Source organism: Streptomyces sp. SID10853 (assembly GCF_010548145.1).
GTDB lineage: Bacteria > Actinomycetota > Actinomycetes > Streptomycetales > Streptomycetaceae > Streptomyces.
Genome location: NZ_JAAGLN010000162.1, coordinates 1 through 15,979 on the forward strand (window position 1 = coordinate 1; position 15,979 = coordinate 15,979).

The 15,979-nt window shown below is 69.9% G+C and carries 12 protein-coding genes and 2 pseudogenes; 7 read left to right on the top strand and 7 right to left on the bottom strand.

Going from position 1 to position 15,979, the window contains the following annotated elements:
- Nucleotides 1-122 precede the first annotated feature (122 nt).
- On the bottom strand, nucleotides 123-2,879 hold the full coding sequence (locus tag G3I19_RS25360; protein WP_164266025.1) for a penicillin acylase family protein: 2,757 nt from the start codon (nucleotides 2,877-2,879) through the stop codon (nucleotides 123-125).
- Between the two features lie 169 nt (nucleotides 2,880-3,048).
- Between G3I19_RS25360 and G3I19_RS25365 the strand changes: the two genes are divergently transcribed.
- The 6 genes and pseudogenes from G3I19_RS25365 (at nucleotide 3,049) to mscL (ending at nucleotide 9,428) form a co-directional block, all read left to right on the top strand.
- Nucleotides 3,049-4,575: a potassium/proton antiporter gene (locus G3I19_RS25365; RefSeq protein WP_164266026.1), complete on the top strand. Its 1,527-nt coding sequence runs from the start codon at nucleotides 3,049-3,051 to the stop codon at nucleotides 4,573-4,575.
- Nucleotides 4,576-4,947: 372 nt separating this feature from the next.
- Nucleotides 4,948-6,168: pseudogene (locus tag G3I19_RS25370) on the top strand (MFS transporter); the annotation flags it as partial.
- Between the two features lie 276 nt (nucleotides 6,169-6,444).
- The gene (locus G3I19_RS25375) at nucleotides 6,445-6,828 is read left to right on the top strand and encodes an FmdB family zinc ribbon protein (RefSeq protein ID WP_164266028.1); all 384 of its coding nucleotides are present in this window, start codon (nucleotides 6,445-6,447) and stop codon (nucleotides 6,826-6,828) included.
- A gap of 116 nt (nucleotides 6,829-6,944) precedes the next feature.
- Nucleotides 6,945-7,829: an S-methyl-5'-thioadenosine phosphorylase gene (locus tag G3I19_RS25380; RefSeq protein ID WP_164266029.1), complete on the top strand. Its 885-nt coding sequence runs from the start codon at nucleotides 6,945-6,947 to the stop codon at nucleotides 7,827-7,829.
- A gap of 621 nt (nucleotides 7,830-8,450) precedes the next feature.
- Complete coding sequence (locus tag G3I19_RS38350) at nucleotides 8,451-8,810, top strand: RcpC/CpaB family pilus assembly protein (protein ID WP_343235206.1); 360 nt, start codon at nucleotides 8,451-8,453, stop codon at nucleotides 8,808-8,810.
- Between the two features lie 147 nt (nucleotides 8,811-8,957).
- Nucleotides 8,958-9,428: a large conductance mechanosensitive channel protein MscL gene (gene mscL, locus G3I19_RS25390; protein WP_164266031.1), complete on the top strand. Its 471-nt coding sequence runs from the start codon at nucleotides 8,958-8,960 to the stop codon at nucleotides 9,426-9,428.
- 13 nt (nucleotides 9,429-9,441) lie between these two features.
- Here mscL and G3I19_RS38355 read toward each other — a convergent pair whose 3' ends face one another.
- From G3I19_RS38355 to G3I19_RS25420, 6 genes and pseudogenes are all read right to left on the bottom strand, one after another.
- Nucleotides 9,442-9,621, bottom strand: coding sequence for a hypothetical protein (locus tag G3I19_RS38355; RefSeq protein ID WP_343235207.1), 180 nt, complete (start codon nucleotides 9,619-9,621; stop codon nucleotides 9,442-9,444).
- 160 nt (nucleotides 9,622-9,781) lie between these two features.
- Entirely contained in the window at nucleotides 9,782-10,249 is a 468-nt protein-coding gene (locus G3I19_RS25400; RefSeq protein ID WP_164266033.1) for a hypothetical protein, read from the bottom strand.
- Nucleotides 10,246-11,004: a Rieske (2Fe-2S) protein gene (locus G3I19_RS25405; RefSeq protein WP_164266034.1), complete on the bottom strand. Its 759-nt coding sequence runs from the start codon at nucleotides 11,002-11,004 to the stop codon at nucleotides 10,246-10,248. Before G3I19_RS25405 ends, G3I19_RS25400 begins: the two co-directional genes overlap by 4 nt.
- Before the next feature lie 167 nt (nucleotides 11,005-11,171).
- Nucleotides 11,172-11,768 (bottom strand): annotated as a pseudogene (locus G3I19_RS25410) (4Fe-4S dicluster domain-containing protein); the annotation flags it as partial.
- Nucleotides 11,769-11,775: 7 nt separating this feature from the next.
- Nucleotides 11,776-14,061: a molybdopterin oxidoreductase family protein gene (locus G3I19_RS25415; RefSeq protein ID WP_164266036.1), complete on the bottom strand. Its 2,286-nt coding sequence runs from the start codon at nucleotides 14,059-14,061 to the stop codon at nucleotides 11,776-11,778.
- 164 nt (nucleotides 14,062-14,225) lie between these two features.
- Complete coding sequence (locus tag G3I19_RS25420; RefSeq protein ID WP_164266035.1) at nucleotides 14,226-15,347, bottom strand: MFS transporter; 1,122 nt, start codon at nucleotides 15,345-15,347, stop codon at nucleotides 14,226-14,228.
- A gap of 126 nt (nucleotides 15,348-15,473) precedes the next feature.
- Between G3I19_RS25420 and G3I19_RS25425 the strand changes: the two genes are divergently transcribed.
- Nucleotides 15,474-15,979 (top strand): P1 family peptidase (locus tag G3I19_RS25425; protein WP_239074813.1); only part of this gene is annotated, 506 nt, incomplete at its 3' end.

The following is a 15,979-nucleotide window of genomic DNA, read 5'->3' on the forward strand; positions in this document are numbered from 1 at the left end:
CGCCGGGTCAGCACGCGAGCCACCGCCGGGTCAGTTCCTGAGCCGCCGGGTCAGCGCCGAGCCGCCGGGTCAGCTCCCGGGCCCGCCCCGGCCGGCTTCCGGCCGGCCCGGCGCCGCCCGCATCACGGCTTGAGCACCAAGGTGTCGACCGTGCTCCTGTCGACTGCGGCCTTGCTGAACGACCAGCCCAGCAGTTCGCCGTTGGCCCACTTGCTCTCCTGATCGGTGTAGTGCGCGCTGTACGCGTGCCCCGACTCACCGGTCAGGTTGATCCACTGCGACTTGTCGAGATCCTTGAGGTTCACGACCATCCGCATCGACGGGACCCAGACGACTCCGTACCCGCCGGCCGCGTTCCAGCCGGTGGCGTCGACCGCCGCCTCGCCGCCGCCCAGGTTGAACGGGCCGCGGTTGAGCATCCACTGGAGGATGCCGGGACCGTCGGTGCCGAGCGTCTGGTTCTTGAGCATCAGCTGGTGCAGCCGGCCCCAGTTCCAGGTGTCGACGTCCTTGCCGAGCTTGGCGGTCAGCTCCCAGCGGGCGTCCTTCATGGCCCGTGCGAGCAGCTGGTCACGGTTGTGGGTGGCCCCGTCGAGGCGGGTCTTCGGCGTCTTCCACCAGTCGCTGTCCGGCTTGTCGAGCAGCTTGCGCACGACCTCGAACCACCGGTCGCCGCCGTCCGGCTGCGCCGAGTCGGCCGAGCGCTCACCGCACTCCCGTACCAGCTTGTCCTGCTCGTCGGCGGGCCCGGCGGCGCTGTTGGCGGGCGGCACGTTGAGGCACTGGCCCTCCACCCGCAGCTCCTTGGGCAGCTTGTTGCCGAAGGCCAGCTTGAGGATGTTGCGCCAGACCGCGTTGAAGTACGCGGCGGCGGCCGAGTCCGACTCCTGGGTGTAGTCCCAGCCCTCCAGGAGCTTCTGCGCCTGACGGACGTACGGGTCCTTGATGTTCAGCTTCAGCAGCCGGGGGGTCAGCAGCTTCGCGATCTCGCTGCTGTTGTCCAGCTGCATCTTCTGCATGTCCTCGGTCGAGATCTTCCCGCCGTCCTTGGTCTTCGACTCGATGAGGTCGGTGATCCGCCGGCTGCGGGTGCCGTAACCCCAGTCATCGGTCAGCAGGTACGGGTACTTCTTCGGGTCGATCACGGCCTGGTTGGCGGTGACGATGTAGCCGCGCTTCGGGTTGTACTCGTAGGGCAGCTTGTCGAAGGGGATCGTGCCCTTCCACTTGTACTTGGAGTCCCAGCCGGGAGCGGGCATCGTCCCGTCGTACCCGTTGGAGCGGATCGGGATGGTGCCGGGCGCCTGGTAGCCGATGTTGCCCTGGGTGTCGGCGTAGATCAGGTTCTGCGAGGGGACGTCGAAGTTCTTGGCGGCGGCGCGGAAGCCGGTCCAGTCCTTGGCCTTGTCCAGGTCGAAGACCGCGTCCATGGAGTTGCCCGGCTGGAGCGCCGTCCACTTGAGTGCCACCGCGTAGCCGGCGCCGCGGTCCGGTGCGGCCGAGGTCACGGGGGCTTTCTGGCCGACCTTCGCCAGTTCGGTGTCCCGGTCGGAGACCAGGGGGCCGTTGTTCGTCTCTCTCACGACGATCTGCCGTGACTTCCCGCCGGCGACCTTGATGGTCTCCTTGCGGGTCGTGAAGGGCTTCTCCTCACCGTCGTAGAGATAGCCGTTGTCGGTGACCTTCTCCAGATAGAGGTCGGTGACATCGGCGCCGAGGTTGGTGAAGCCCCAGGAGATGTTCTGGTTGTGCCCGATGATCACGCCGGGCATGCCGGAGAAGGTGTAGCCCGCCACGTCGTAGTGGCAGTTGCTGTTGACGGTTCTGCAGTGCAGGCCCATCTGGTACCAGAGGGACGGCAGTTGCGGCGCCAGATGCGGATCGTTGGCCAGCAGCGGCTTCCCGGTGGTCGTCAGCTTGCCCGAGACCACCCAGGAGTTGGAGCCGATGCCGCTGCCGCTCGGGCCGAGCAGCGTCGGGATCTTGTCCAGGGTGTCCGAGAGCGAGGAGAGCTGCGACTGCACGCCCTCCACCGCGTTGCCCGCGGTGTTCGAACCGCCCGTGACGCCGCCCGGGTTCGCGTCCTGGTCGAACTTGCCGGTGACCGGGTCGATGCCGCCCTGCTGCACGATCGGCTTGTTCCGGCTGTACGGGTAGGACGGGTACAGGTCGCTGATCTGCTGGGCGCTGAGCCGCGACGTCATCAGCGACCGGTCGATCTCGTCCTGCATGTTGCCGCGCAGGTCCCAGGCCATCGCCTTGAGCCAGGCCACCGAGTCGACGGGCGTCCAGGCTTCGGGCTTGTAGTCGTTGGTGAGGTTCAGGGCCGCGTACTCGACGGAGATCTGCTTGCCGTCCTTGCCCTTCAGATACGCGTTGACCCCGGCCGAGTACGCCTGGAGGTTCTTCTTCGTCTCCGGCGACAGCTTGGTGTCGTACTCCTGCTGCGCGACCCGGTGCCAGCCCAGGGTGCGCAGGAAGGAGTCGGTCTTGACCTGGCCCGAGCCGAACATCTCGGAGAGCCGGCCGGACGTCATGTGGCGCCGGACGTCCATCTCGTAGAAGCGGTCCTGGGCCTGGACGTAGCCCTGCGCACGGAAGAGGTCGGCGTCGGTGTCCGCGTAGATCTGCGGTACGCCGTAGCTGTCGCGCTTGACGTCGACGCTGCCGGAGAGGCCGGGGACGTTGATCTCACCGGTCGTCTGCGGAAGGGACGCCCGCACGGTGCTCACACCCCAGTACGTCCCGTACCCGATGCCCGCGACGAGGGCCAGCACCACGACGATCACGATCAGCCTGGCGCGACGCCCTTTCTTCCTGCGGGATTTCGTGCCGGAATTCGTGCCGGAAGGGGCGGCTGTGGTGGTGGCGGCGGGCATCGCTGTCCTTCGAGGGGCAGGGTGGTCTGTAGGTCCGACGGAGCGCTGGAGCAACCATAGGCGCAGCGCTCGGGCGCCAGGGACCTGGTATCCCCACCGCCATCGCACAAGCAAGCGAAGCGTCAAGGAAGCGTCAAGGATTAGGTAGGGTAACGAAGTAACTGCAGGCGTGCGAGGGAAGGAACGGCCACTGACTGTCCACCATCTCAACGAGCTCCTGCTGATCTGCTCGCTCGTCCTGCTGATCGCCGTGGCCGCCGTGCGCATCTCCTCCCGCAGCGGCCTCCCCAGCCTGCTCCTCTATCTCGGCATCGGGATGGCCATAGGCCAGGACGGCATCTTCAACGTCAAGTTCGACAACGCCGAGATGACACAGGTGATCGGCTACGCCGCCCTGGTCGTGATCCTCACCGAGGGCGGTCTCGGCACCAAGTGGAAAGAGATCAAGCCGGTCCTGCCGATGGCCGTCGTGCTGTCGACGGTCGGCGTCGCGGTGAGCGTGGGGATCACCGCCGCCGGCGGGCACTATCTGGTCGGTCTCGAATGGCGCCAGGCCCTGATCATCGGAGCCGTGGTGTCGTCCACCGACGCAGCGGCGGTCTTCTCGGTGCTGCGTCGGGTGCCCCTGCCGTCCCGGATCACCGGTGTGCTGGAGGCCGAATCCGGCTTCAACGACGCCCCGGTGGTGATCCTGGTCATCGCGTTCTCGACGGCCGGTCCTGTCGACCACTGGTACGTACTGATCGGCGAGATCGCCCTGGAGCTGGCGATCGGCGCCTCGATCGGGCTCGCCGTGGGCTGGCTCGGCTCGTGGGGGCTGCGCCATGTCGCGCTGCCCGCATCCGGTCTCTATCCGATCGCCGTGATGGCCATCGCGATCACGGCGTACGCGACCGGGGCCATCGCGCACGGCAGCGGGTTCCTCGCCGTCTACCTGGCCGCGATGCTGCTGGGCAACGCCAAGCTGCCGCACTGGCCGGCCACCCGCGGATTCGCCGAAGGGCTCGGCTGGATCGCCCAGATCGGCATGTTCGTCCTGCTCGGTCTGCTGGTGAGCCCGCACGAACTGGCCGACGACTTCTGGCCCGCGGTCATCGTCGGCCTGGTCCTGACGATGGTGGCGCGGCCGGTCTCCGTACTGCTGAGCCTGGCGCCGTTCCGGGTGCCCTGGCAGGAACAGACCCTGATGTCGTGGGCCGGGCTGCGCGGAGCGGTGCCCATCATCCTGGCGACCATCCCCATGGTGTCCGGCATCGACGGCAGCTCCCGGGTCTTCAACATCGTCTTCGTGCTCGTCGTCGTCTACACCCTGGTGCAGGGGCCGACGCTGCCCTGGCTGGCCAGGAAGCTCAGCCTCGGCAAGGGCGCCGACGCCGCGGCCGACCTGGGCATCGAGTCGGCGCCGCTGGAACGGCTGCGCGGGCATCTGCTGTCGGTGGCGATCCCGGAGAAGTCCCGGATGCACGGCGTCGAGGTCGGCGAACTGCGGCTGCCCAAGGGCGCCGCTGTGACCCTGGTCGTCCGGGACGGTACGAGCTTCGTACCGCAGCCGTCGACGGTGCTGCGGCGCGGGGACGAGCTCCTGGTGGTGGCGACCAATCCGGTGCGCGACGCGGCCGAGGCACGGCTGCGGGCCATCGGCCAGGGCGGCAAGCTGGCGGGCTGGCTCGCCGACGGCGGCATCAACCGCAGGTAGCGGCGGCGCTCTCGCCGGGAACGGCACCGCTCGCCGGCAGCGCCAGTGCTCTCGCCGGTAGCGGCAGCGCACTTGCCGGCAGTAAGCGCCACTCGCCGATAGCGGTATCATGAACCGAATCGGTTTGACCCGATCGACTTGATTGACCTGATCGACCAACTCTGCCTGATGCAGAGCTGGCGCGACCGTATGGCGGTCGAGGCACCCCCGTCGCGGTGCCTGCGCGGTATCCGCGCAGGTGTTCCGCACGACGAAACGGCCCGGCCTACCGCAGTTCCGCGCAAGAGGACAGCTCTCGGCAGCTCCCGTACGCATGCCTCCGTATGCCCGTACGACCAGGGGAGCGCCACCAGGCGGCAGAAAGGCTAGGCCGTGGTGTCCACGGTCTCCGAGACCCGTCCGGGGTACGGGCAGTTGCTGCGCACACCTGGCGCATGGACGTTCCTGCTGCCCGGTTTCGCCGCGCGGCAGCCCTTCGCGATGCTGACCATCGGCATCGTGCTGCTGGTGCAGCACACGACGGGGTCGTACGGCAACGCCGGCATCGTCGCCGCTGTGACGGGTGTCTCCATGGCGCTGTTCGCGCCGCAGAGCGGCAAGCTCGCCGACCGCTTCGGACAGCGCGCGGTGCTGTTCCCCGGCGTCCTGGTGCACACCGCTTCGGTGGTCGCCCTGACGGTCCTGGCGCTGGCGGGCGCCCCGCTGTGGGCGCTGTTCATCGCCGCTGTGCCGACCGGTGCTTCGGTACCGCAGGTCGGCCCGATGGTCCGGGCCCGCTGGGCCGCGAAGCTGGAGGGCTCGCCCCTCATGTCGACGGCCGCCGCCTTCGAATCGGTGACGGACGAGTTCACCTTCGTCATCGGCCCGGTGCTGACGACCGCGCTGTGCACCGGGATCCACCCCGCGGCCGGGCTGATCACCGAGGCCACCCTGACCCTGCTCGGCGGTCTCGTCTTCGCCGCGCAGCGCAGGACCCAGCCCGCCGTCCGCGTACGTGACAACGACCACACCTCCGTACGGCACGTCTCCGCGCTGTCGGTGCCCGGCGTACGGGTGCTCGCCATCGCGTTCCTCGGGATCGGCGCGGTGTTCGGCGGCATGCAGGTCTCACTGACCGCGTTCGCCGAGGAGATCGGGCAGCCCGGAGTGAACGGTGTGCTGTACGGGGTCTTCGCCGCGGGCAACATGCTGGCCGGCATCGTCTGCGGAGCCGTCGCCTGGAAGACCGGGCCGAAGTTCCGGTTGCTCGTCGCGTACACGGCGCTGGCCATCACGGCCTCCGGGCTCTGGGCGATGCACACGGTGCCGCTCATCGCGGGCCTCGGACTCCTGGTCGGACTGTGCATCGCGCCCGCGCTGATCAGCGGATACACCCTGGTGGACACGCTGGTGCCGGCTTCGGCGCGCACCGAGGCGTTCACCTGGCTGACCGGTTCGGTGGCACTGGGACAGGCCGCGGCCGTCTCGGTGGCGGGCGAGCTGACCGACGCGTACAGCTCGAGCGCCGGGTTCCTGGTGCCGATGGGCGGGACGGTCCTGGCCCTGCTCACCCTGCTGGCGCTGCGGTCGCGGCTGACGCCGCGGGACGCGGGACCGGGCCTGGAAGCGGAGTCGGCGTCGGCGTCGGCGTCCGATGCGGCATCGGATCTGGAGCCGAATCCGGTGTCGGGCCGTGAGTCGGCTGCCGGTCTCCAGAAGGCCGGACGGGACTCCGGCCGGGGCATCGGCGGCGGCATCCGCCGGGGCATCAGGCGTGGCGCACGGCGTGGGATCGGTCACCGAGTGCCCGTCTCAGTGGACTGATCCAGCGGAATACGTCACTATAGAGCGTCGTTAGCACTCACTGAGTGAGAGTGCCAGGAGGAGCAAGTGCCGACCTATCAGTATCAGTGCACCGAATGCAGCGAGGGCCTCGAGGCGGTGCAGAAGTTCACCGATGACGCCCTGACCGTATGCCCGAGCTGTGATGGACGCCTGAAGAAGGTGTTCTCGGCGGTCGGCATCGTCTTCAAGGGCTCGGGGTTCTACCGGAACGACAGCCGTGGCTCGTCTTCGAGCAGCACGGCGGCGTCCGCGAAGTCCACCGGTTCGTCGTCCTCGTCGGACTCGTCATCGGGTTCGTCCAGCTCTTCCGGTTCCTCGGGCTCTTCGGGCTCTTCGGGTTCCGACGCGAAGGCCGGTGCCTCGAAGTCGGCCGGTGCGGCGTCGTCCTCGTCATCGAGCAGCTCCTCCAGCGGCAGCTCGGCCGCCTGACAGCGCTTTCCCGGAACCCTGCCGTCGCTCGACGGTGGGGTTTCCGGTGTGTTCGGGGGTATCCGGGGTATCCGGGTCATCCGGGCGGGTTCTGAGCCCCGGATAGTGTGACCGGCATGGTAAATGTGGCGAACTCGGCAGACCGGGCGACCGCGGGGCGGACCCCGGCCCTGACAGCGGACATCGGGGTCATCGGTGGCTCCGGCTTCTACTCCTTCCTGGAGGACGTGACCGAGGTCGCGGTGGACACCCCGTACGGGAAGCCGAGCGACTCCCTCTTCCTCGGTGAGATCGCCGGCCGCCGGGTGGCGTTCCTCCCCCGGCACGGGCGCGGCCACCATCTGCCCCCGCACCTCATCAACTACCGGGCGAATCTCTGGGCGTTGCGCTCCGTGGGCGTACGGCAGGTGCTCGGCCCGTGCGCGGTGGGCGGGCTGCGGCCGGAGTACGGGCCGGGGACGCTGCTCGTCCCGGACCAGATGGTGGACCGGACGAAGGCGCGCCCGCAGACGTACTACGACGGTCAGGTGCGGCCTGACGGCAGCATTCCGAACGTGGTGCATGTGTCGCTGGCCGACCCCTACTGCCCCGCGGGCCGCAAGGCCGCGCTCGCGGCGGCGCGGGGGCGGGAGTGGGAACCGGTGGACGGCGGGACTCTGGTCGTCATCGAGGGGCCGCGGTTCTCCACCAGGGCCGAATCGCGCTGGCATGCGGCGATGGGCTGGTCCGTGGTGGGTATGACCGGGCACCCGGAGGCGGTACTCGCCCGCGAACTGGGGCTCTGCTACACGTCGATGACGCTGGTCACGGACCTGGACGCGGGGGCCGAGGCGGGCGAGGGCGTCTCCCACGACGAGGTGCTGACGGTCTTCGCCGCCAATGTGGACCGGCTGCGCACGGTCCTCTTCGACGCGGTGGCGGGGCTGCCCGCGGATCAGTCGATGGCCTGCCACTGCGCGCGGGCACTGGACGGGGTGGACCCGGGGATCACGCTGCCCTGAGGGGCGGTTCAGGCACCACTGAGCGGCTGCGGATGGGCAGGCACCACTGAGTGGCCGCGGATGGGCAGGCACCGCTGAGCTTCGGCTGCGGATGGGCAGGCACCGCTGAGCTCGGCTGCGAATGGGCAGGAGCGGGTGAGCAGGCGTAGGTGAGCAACTGCGGGTGAGCGGATTGTCCACAACTGCCGAGTAGTCCACAGCTCTCAGCGGGATGTGGCGGAACGCCGGATGGTGGGAGGCGCTCGACCCGGACTCCTCCGGGCTCCTCCGGACTCCTCTCACCAGGCGGTGGTTGCCATGATCCCCATGCCCGTACCGGTCGTTTCCGCGCCCGAGCCGCGCGGAGTGCCCCCGTTCGCCCCGCTCCGGGTGCACCCGGGACGGCACCGTGTGCGGCGGGCCCTGGGCCGATGGCGCCGGACAGCGGTGGCGGGGCTGGTCCTCGTGGCTGCCGCCCTCGCCGCCTGGGCCCCACGGGACGCAGGGGGCGCGGAGCCCCCACCCACCGCCAGGGCCGACACTCGGGTGGATTCCCGGGCCGGCACGGCGTCGGGCGGAGCCGAGGCCGCCGTCCGGGCCCGCGGGCCGGGCGCCCCAGCGGCCTCGGGCCCTGCTGACACGGTGTCCGCGCCGGTCCGGATTGCCGACGCGGCGACCGTACGGCTGCTGGCCCCCGGCGACCACGTCGATGTCATCGCGGTCGGTGACACCTCGGCCGACGGCACGCCGACCGACGGCGCATCGACCGGTGACCCCTCGGCGGAATCCGGCCGGCCGGGGAGCACCCGGGCGGCACGGGTGATCGCGACGGGGGCCCGGGTGTCCGACGTACCGGATGCGGCGGACATGAGAGACACGGGCGCCGCGGACGGCTCCTTCCCCGGTTCCGGTGCGCTCGTCGTCCTCACGGTGCCCCGCTCGACGGCGACCGCACTGGCAGGCGCCGCGGCCACCTCGAAACTGGCGGTGACGCTGTGCTGACATCACCGCCGACATCCGCGCCAATTAGCACTGATGCCCAGTCATGTCCCCAGCAGGAGTGGGGTAATTGGACAGTTTCGTGGCGCAGCGCCTTAGGTGGCGGAGCGGGCTGTTCCGCCCCCGGCGCACACGAAGAAGGACCGCTTGATGAGCAAAGAGAACCCCACCCTGCTGGAAGGCTTCAAAGCCTTCCTGATGCGGGGGAACGTCATCGACCTCGCTGTCGCCGTCGTGATCGGCGCCGCGTTCACGGCCGTGGTGAATTCCGTCGTGAAGGGCGTGATCAGCCCACTGGTCGGTGCCTTCGGGACCTCGCAGCTGGACTCGTACAAGTCCTGCTTCAAGGGCCCCTGCACCGTCGATGCCTCCGGCGATGTGACCAACGGCATCTACATCCTGTGGGGATCCGTGCTCAACGCGGTCCTGACCTTCGTCATCACCGCGGCCGTCGTCTACTTCCTGATGGTGCTGCCGATGGCGAAGTATCTCGCCCGCAAGGCCGCGAAGGAGCAGGCGATGGAGGAGGAGACGGTCGAGGCGGAGGTCGCCGAGGTGGCGCTGCTGCGGGAGATCCGGGACACCCTGGTCGCCCAGCGTGGCTCGGGTCACGGCTCCTGACGCCAGACGCGGGTCAGATGTGGTGCGGCGGCTTCTCGTCGAGGAAGCGGGCCAGATCCGACGCACTGCCCCCGGAGGACGACTGCTCGCCCCAGCCGCGGTCCGAGTCGTCCGGGGACTGCTGGTCGAGCGGATCGTCGAAGACCAGCTTGGCTGCCGGCCTGGACACCGGCTTCGCCACCGGCTGTGACACCGGCCCGGGGGTGGGCTCCGTCTCGGCCTCCGGCGGGGTCGCGCCGGAGGAGGCCGCGGAATCGCGGTCCTCGTCATCGCGGGGGGCGCGGCCGGGAACGGGGGCATTGCTCATACGGCAAGGGTACGGCGCCAGGCGGCGGTACGGCTCCGCCCGCCGTTCAACGGTCCTCGGGATCGAGACGCCAGAGCACGAGCACCACCAGAAAGGACAGACAGAGGAAACCGGCGCCCCACCACGCGGTGCCGGTGTGTCCCTCCATCCACTCGTTGACGGTGATCGTCAGCGCCCAGAGCTGGCCGATCACCACCGTCATCGCCAGGGCGAGCCGGGCGGTCAGCTTGGCGGAGCGTTCAGGCTCCTGTTCGCTCCCGGCGCCGGGCCCGGGGCCGGTATGCCGGATCCGGGGGTCTCCGTACCCACTGGTGGCGCGGATCTGCGGATACCGTTCGGTGAGCGGCCGGTTGAGGCGGGGCTGGGCACTGCCGGGCCGGTATTGAGGCCGGGGGGATCCGGGCTGGGGGGATCCGGGCCGGGGGGACTCGGGCCGGGATGCCTCGGGCCGGGGAGACTCGGGCTGCGGCGGGTCATGGCGAGGCGATTCGGGCTGCGACGGCTGGTCGCTCATGTCTGCTCCCCTCGGTCATGTGTCGTCCGTCTCACGCCGGGACAGCCGATCCGTGCGGTCGATTCCGGGTCCGAGTCCTTGAACTGCCGGCACACCGCGTCCTTGATGTTCTCGCCGGAGCGAGCCGTGGCCAGGGCCCAGACGCTGCCGTCGTCCCTCTCCACGAGAAGCACCCGGGGCAGCCCCCGAGGGGGCGGGCCCGCGGTGACCTCACCGGTCCGTGCGTCGAAAACGCCCTCGTGGCAGGGGCAGTAGAGCTCGCCGTCGGCACCGCGGTCCTTGCGCCACAGGACACCGCAGGCGAGATGGGTGCAGACGGCGGAGTATCCGACGAGGCTGCCGTCAGCGAGGCGTACGGCCACGGCTCGGTCCTCGTCGCCGGGAAAGCGGAAAGCGACGGACTCGCCGGGCTGCAACCGGTCGGTGACCTTCTTGGGGGTGGGCGCGGTCTCGCTGTCACCATGCCGCTCCAGCACTCCCCCGGCGACGCCGAGGCCGCCGATGGCGAGCCCTCCGGAGACGGTGGTGACGATCCGCAGATAGTCGCGGCGCGTGGTGAGCGAGTCCGCGCTGATCCGGTCGTGCAGCGCCTCGCGCGCCCCGCTGTTCTCCGCCGCCCCGCCCCCGGACGACGGTCCGGACGGACCAGATGGACCGGACGGACCAGACGGGCCAGACGGACCGGACGACGAAGGCCCCGGCGGTTGCTGCCCCGGCGGTTGCTGGCCGCCCGGTGGCTGCTGGGTGACGCTCATCGCCCGCCACCCCCGCTCCCCGCACCACCGGTGCCCGTGCCCGTGCCCGTGCCGGTGCCGCTGTCGGTGCCGTCGGAACCGGCACCGTCGGAACCGGCACCATCAGAACGGCTCGCGCCCCCCGCGCCACGAGCACCACCCGCACCGCCCACGCCCGGCGGCGCTTCTCTCACATCGACCCCATTGACCTCGACCACCGGAAGCCCGCCGGGCACCGGCCACTGGACCTTCTCCGCGGGGACCACCATCGCGACGCCGGTCTTGACCACGACGTCGCCGAACGCGAAGGAGTCGGCGACCTGGACGCCGGGGCGCTCCGCCTGAAGCTCCTCCAGCGTTCCGTAGAACAGCGCCCCGGTCGGGCAGACCGTGGCGCACATGGGGGCGAGGCCGTAGGCGGTGCGGTCGTAGCAGAGGTTGCACTTCAGCTGCAGCTTCGCCTGAAGGTCGATCTTCGGTACGCCGAAGGGGCAGGCGTTGACGCAGTTGGAACAGCCGATGCAGCGGGTGGTGTCGGCCTGCTGCACCACACCGTCGGCGGTCACCAGGATCGCGTCGGCGGGACAGACCTCGGCGCAGGGCGCGACCGGGTCCTCGCAGTGCATACAGACCGTGGGAAGGGAGGCGACGGACTGGCCGGGGTCGGTGTAGTCGAGGTGGATCATCGACTTGCCCCGGTGCGAATCGCACTCACGGCATGCGGAGACGCATGCCTGGCAGCCGATGCAGCGCCCCGGATCGATGAAGATCGTTCTGCCCATCATGGCGGACTCAGCTCCTCTCCGCCGTGCCACGCCCCTGCGGGGCCGAGGGCGGCAGAGGGTCGGTGCGGGAGATCTGCGCCTCGGGGTAGGCCGTGCCACCGGGGGCGACGGGCGGTGCGGGGACTTCGTCGACCCGCTGGGCGGCCTCGATCCGGCAGGCGCAGACCTTGTACTCGGGAATCTTGGAACGGGGGTCGAGGGCATCGATGGTGAGGGCGTTGGCCGCGGTGGGAACGGGCCAGTGGTACGGGATGAAGACGGTGTCGGGCCGGATGGCCTCGGTGACCAGCGCCGGGAAGACCTCGCTGCCGCGCCGGGTGACGACCCGCACCGCGTCGCCGGATGCGAAGCCGTGCGACGGGTGTACCTCGACCCAGGGGCGCGGGGTCTGTTCGACCAGCCCGCCGAGCCTGCGGGTCTGGTTGCCGGAGAGGAAGTGCGCGACGGTGCGGCCCGTGGTGAGCGACATGGGGTGCTCGTCGTCGTACGGATCCATCGGGGCGTGCCATTCGACGACTTGCAGATGGATCTTGCCGTCGGGGTGGTACGTCGTGCCGTCCTCGAAGAGGCGGGGGGTGCCGGGGTGATCGGTGGAAGGGCAGGGCCAGGCGATGCCGCCGGTCTGGTCGAGGCGTTCGTAGGTGATGCCGTAGTAGTCGTTCACCGTGCCCGCCGACGCGACGCGCAGCTCTTCGAAGACCTCGCGGGAGCCCGCGTAGGTGAACTTGTCGCCCGCCCCGAGCCGCTGGGCGAGCTGCGAGATCACCCAGGTGTCGGTCCGTACGCCGGGGGGCGGGTCCTGTGCCTTGTTGTGCTTGACGACACGGGCCTCGGCGTTGGCCATCACGCCCTCGTCCTCGGCCCAGGTGGTGACGGGGAAGACGACATGCGCGTTGGCCGCGGTCTCGGAGAGGAAGAAGTCGAACTGGGCGTGGAACTCGGTGGTGTCGTATCCCTCTTTGACGACCCGGTAGTTGGGGAGGGAGACGAACGGGTTGTTGCAGATGCCGATGAGCCCGCGGATCTCCCGGCGCTGCATCTGCCAGACCATTTCCATCATCGAGGTTCCGGCGGGCGGGAGTTCGGCTTCCTCGATGCCCCAGATCTCGCAGATCTGCCTGCGGTGCTCCGGGTTGGTGATCGAGCGGCCGCCCGGGAGGAGGTCGGACTTCTGGCCGTGTTCACGCCCGCCCTGGCCGTTTCCCTGGCCGGTGAGGGTGCCGTAGCCGGCGCCGGGCCGGCCGATGTGGCCGGTGGCGGCGCAGAGGTTGATCACGGAGAGGCAGTTCTCGACGCCCTGGGAGTGGTGCTCGATCCCACGGGCGTGCCAGGCCATCGCCCGCTCGGCGCCCGCGAAGGTCCGGGCGACCTGGACGACCTGCGTCGCAGGGATTCCGCAGATCTCGGCGGCACGTTCCGGGGTGTAGTCGGCGACGGTGGCGCGTACCTCCTCCCAGCCGGTGGCGTGCGCCTCGACGAAAGCCCGGTCGTCGAGGCCCTCGCGGATCACCACGTTCAGTACGGCGTTGAAGAAGGCCGAGTCGGTGCCCGGCTTGAGCGCGACGTGGATGTCGGCGGTGCGGGCGATGGCCGTCTCGCGCGGGTCGATGACGATGAGGGACGCACCGCGGTCCCTGGCTCCCCACAGGTACTGGGTCAGCACGGGGAAGCACTCCCCGACGTTCGATCCGGCGATGAGCAGGCAGTCGGTGAGGAGGATGTCGGAGAAGGGGTTGCCCGCACGGTCGATACCGAAGGCGAGTTTGTTGGCGCCGGCCGCGCTGACCATGCAGAGCCTGCCGTTGTAGTCGACATGCCGGGTCTTGAGCGCGACCCGGGCGAACTTGCCGACCAGATAGGTCTTCTCGGAGAAGAGGCTGGCCCCGCCGAGCAGCCCGAAGGCGTCGTTGCCGTACTGCCCCTGGATACGGCGGATCTCGGCGGCGGTGAAGTCGAGGGCCGCTTCCCAGGATGTCTCCCTGAAGGGCTCGTCGCGCGAGCGGCGCATCAGCGGGGCGGTGAGCCGGTCCGGGTGGTTGACCTGCTGATAGGCGTTGATCCCCTTGGGGCAGAGCCGCATCCGGTTGATGTCGTGGTTGCGGGGCTCGACTCCGAATACCTTGCCGCCCCGGTCGACCCGGAGATACATGCCGCACTGCACCCCGCAGAAGCAGCAGTGGGTGGGGACGAGCGTCTCGCCGTTCTGGTCGGCGCGCCACTGGTCGGCCGGGATGCCGCCCGCGTCACGGAAGTTGCGGGTGCCTGGAGGCGCGATGGCCGGGTCGAGCGGCACGGCGGGTGCGGCCGATTGAGCGGAGCTGTACGGCTGAGCAGAGCTGGGCGGCTGAGCAGAGCCGTGCGGCTGAGCAGAGCCGTGCGGTTGTGTGGAGCCGTGCGGCTGTGTGGAGTTGCTCGGCCGGGCGGAGCCGTGCGGTGAAGCCGGGGCGTTCGGGGTGCTCACTTGAAGCCCTTCTTCACTTGGCTGAGATAGGCGTTGCCGCGCAGTACCCGCTTGCAACGGGGGCAGTACTCGGTCCAGGCGTCAAAGCTCAGGTCCAGGTCGCGCATGGTGGCGCGGAGGTTGTCGACGTACGGGCCGGTGTCGATCGGCTCGTGGCAGCGGCGGCAGGTGAAGACCTGTTCGTCCTGGCGGGCGGTGTACTTGAACAGCTGCATCCCGACGGCGGCGGGCCGCTGCACGATGTGGAAGAACTTGCCGAACGGGATGTAGATGAGCGTGAAGATCACCGAGACCATGTGCAGCACGGCGAGGAACTCATAGCCGCCGCCGTGCAGGAAGATCGAGGAGAAGGTGAGGAGGAGGCCCGTCACGGAGATGACGATCAGCGCGAGCAGCGGTACGAGGTCGTAGGCGAAGCGCTGTCCTGTCATGGCGCCCCGGTCCTTCATCCGCCGCCACAGGAAGTACGCGGCCCCGGGGATGACCAGGACGGCCGCGACGTCGAGGCCGTGGAACATCAGCCAGCCCACGATGTTCAGCGAGTCGAACCCGATGATCTTGAAGCCCCAGATCCGCATCTCGTACCCGGGTCCCGAGCCGCTGCCCGAGGTGAAGGTGAACCAGCCCCAGGTGAGCGGGAAGGTGATCAGCGCGGCGAGGATGCAGCCCCAGAAGATCAGCTGGTGGGCCGCCCAACGGGCGTGCGAACGGGCGCCGAGGAACTTCTGGAAGCCGAGATAGGTGGCGATCATCTTCGGCAGGGCCGTGGGCGCCTTGCGGAAGTTGGCACGTGAGAAGAGGCTGCCCCAGCCCCTGTTGAAGAGTCGCCGGGCGCCGGGCGCGGAGATCCATACCGTGTACCGGTAGGCGACGCCGAAGGCGAGGAAGACGCTGGCGACGGCGTACGGCAGCAGGGCCGAGTCGAAGTCGCGCAGGAATCGGCTGCCCAGCACGATGGCCACGACCAGCAGGATCGAGACCACGGTGCCGGCGGCCGTCGCGCGTACCGAGACCGGCCGCCCGGACGCCCGGCCGGCGGGGGCCTGGCCTGCGGGGGCCGGGCGTACGGAGCTGGGGGCCGGCGGCGGTGCGGCGGGGGCGGAAGGCGGCTCGGTCACTGCGCCACCGTAGTCCGCAATATCCGTTTTATGCGTTTTCTTCGATGCGGGTGGCGAGGCTTCACGCAGATGCCGAACCGGCCACCGGCAGGGAAATTCACCGGCGGTAGTGGTCCCATGGGGGGTATGACCGCAGCAGACACCCCGTCAGAGCGCCCCGCAGCCACTCCGCCCTTCAGCACGGGCAGTATGGGCAGTACGGGCAGCACGGACTCGCCCGCCGGCACCGGCCCCCTCACCGGCGTCCGCTCCTCCCCCCGGCACACCGGCTCACTCACCGACGTGGACGGGCTGCGGGTCGGACACGCGCGGGTCCCCGGCGAGCGTGCGCTGAGCGGCACCACCGTCGTCCTGGCGCCGCCCGGCGGTGCGGTCGCCGCCGTGGACGTGCGCGGTGGCGGACCCGGCACCCGCGAGACGGACGCCCTCGATCCGCGCAACCTGGTGGAGCGCGTGGACGCCGTCGTCCTGACCGGCGGCAGCGCGTACGGCCTGGACTCCGCGTCCGGCGTGATGGCCTGGCTGGAGGAGCAGGGCCGCGGCGTCCAGGTCGGGCCCGACCCCGCCCAGGTCGTCCCGGTCGTCCCCGCCGCCTGCATCTTCGACCTGGGGCGCGGCGGCGACTGGCGGGC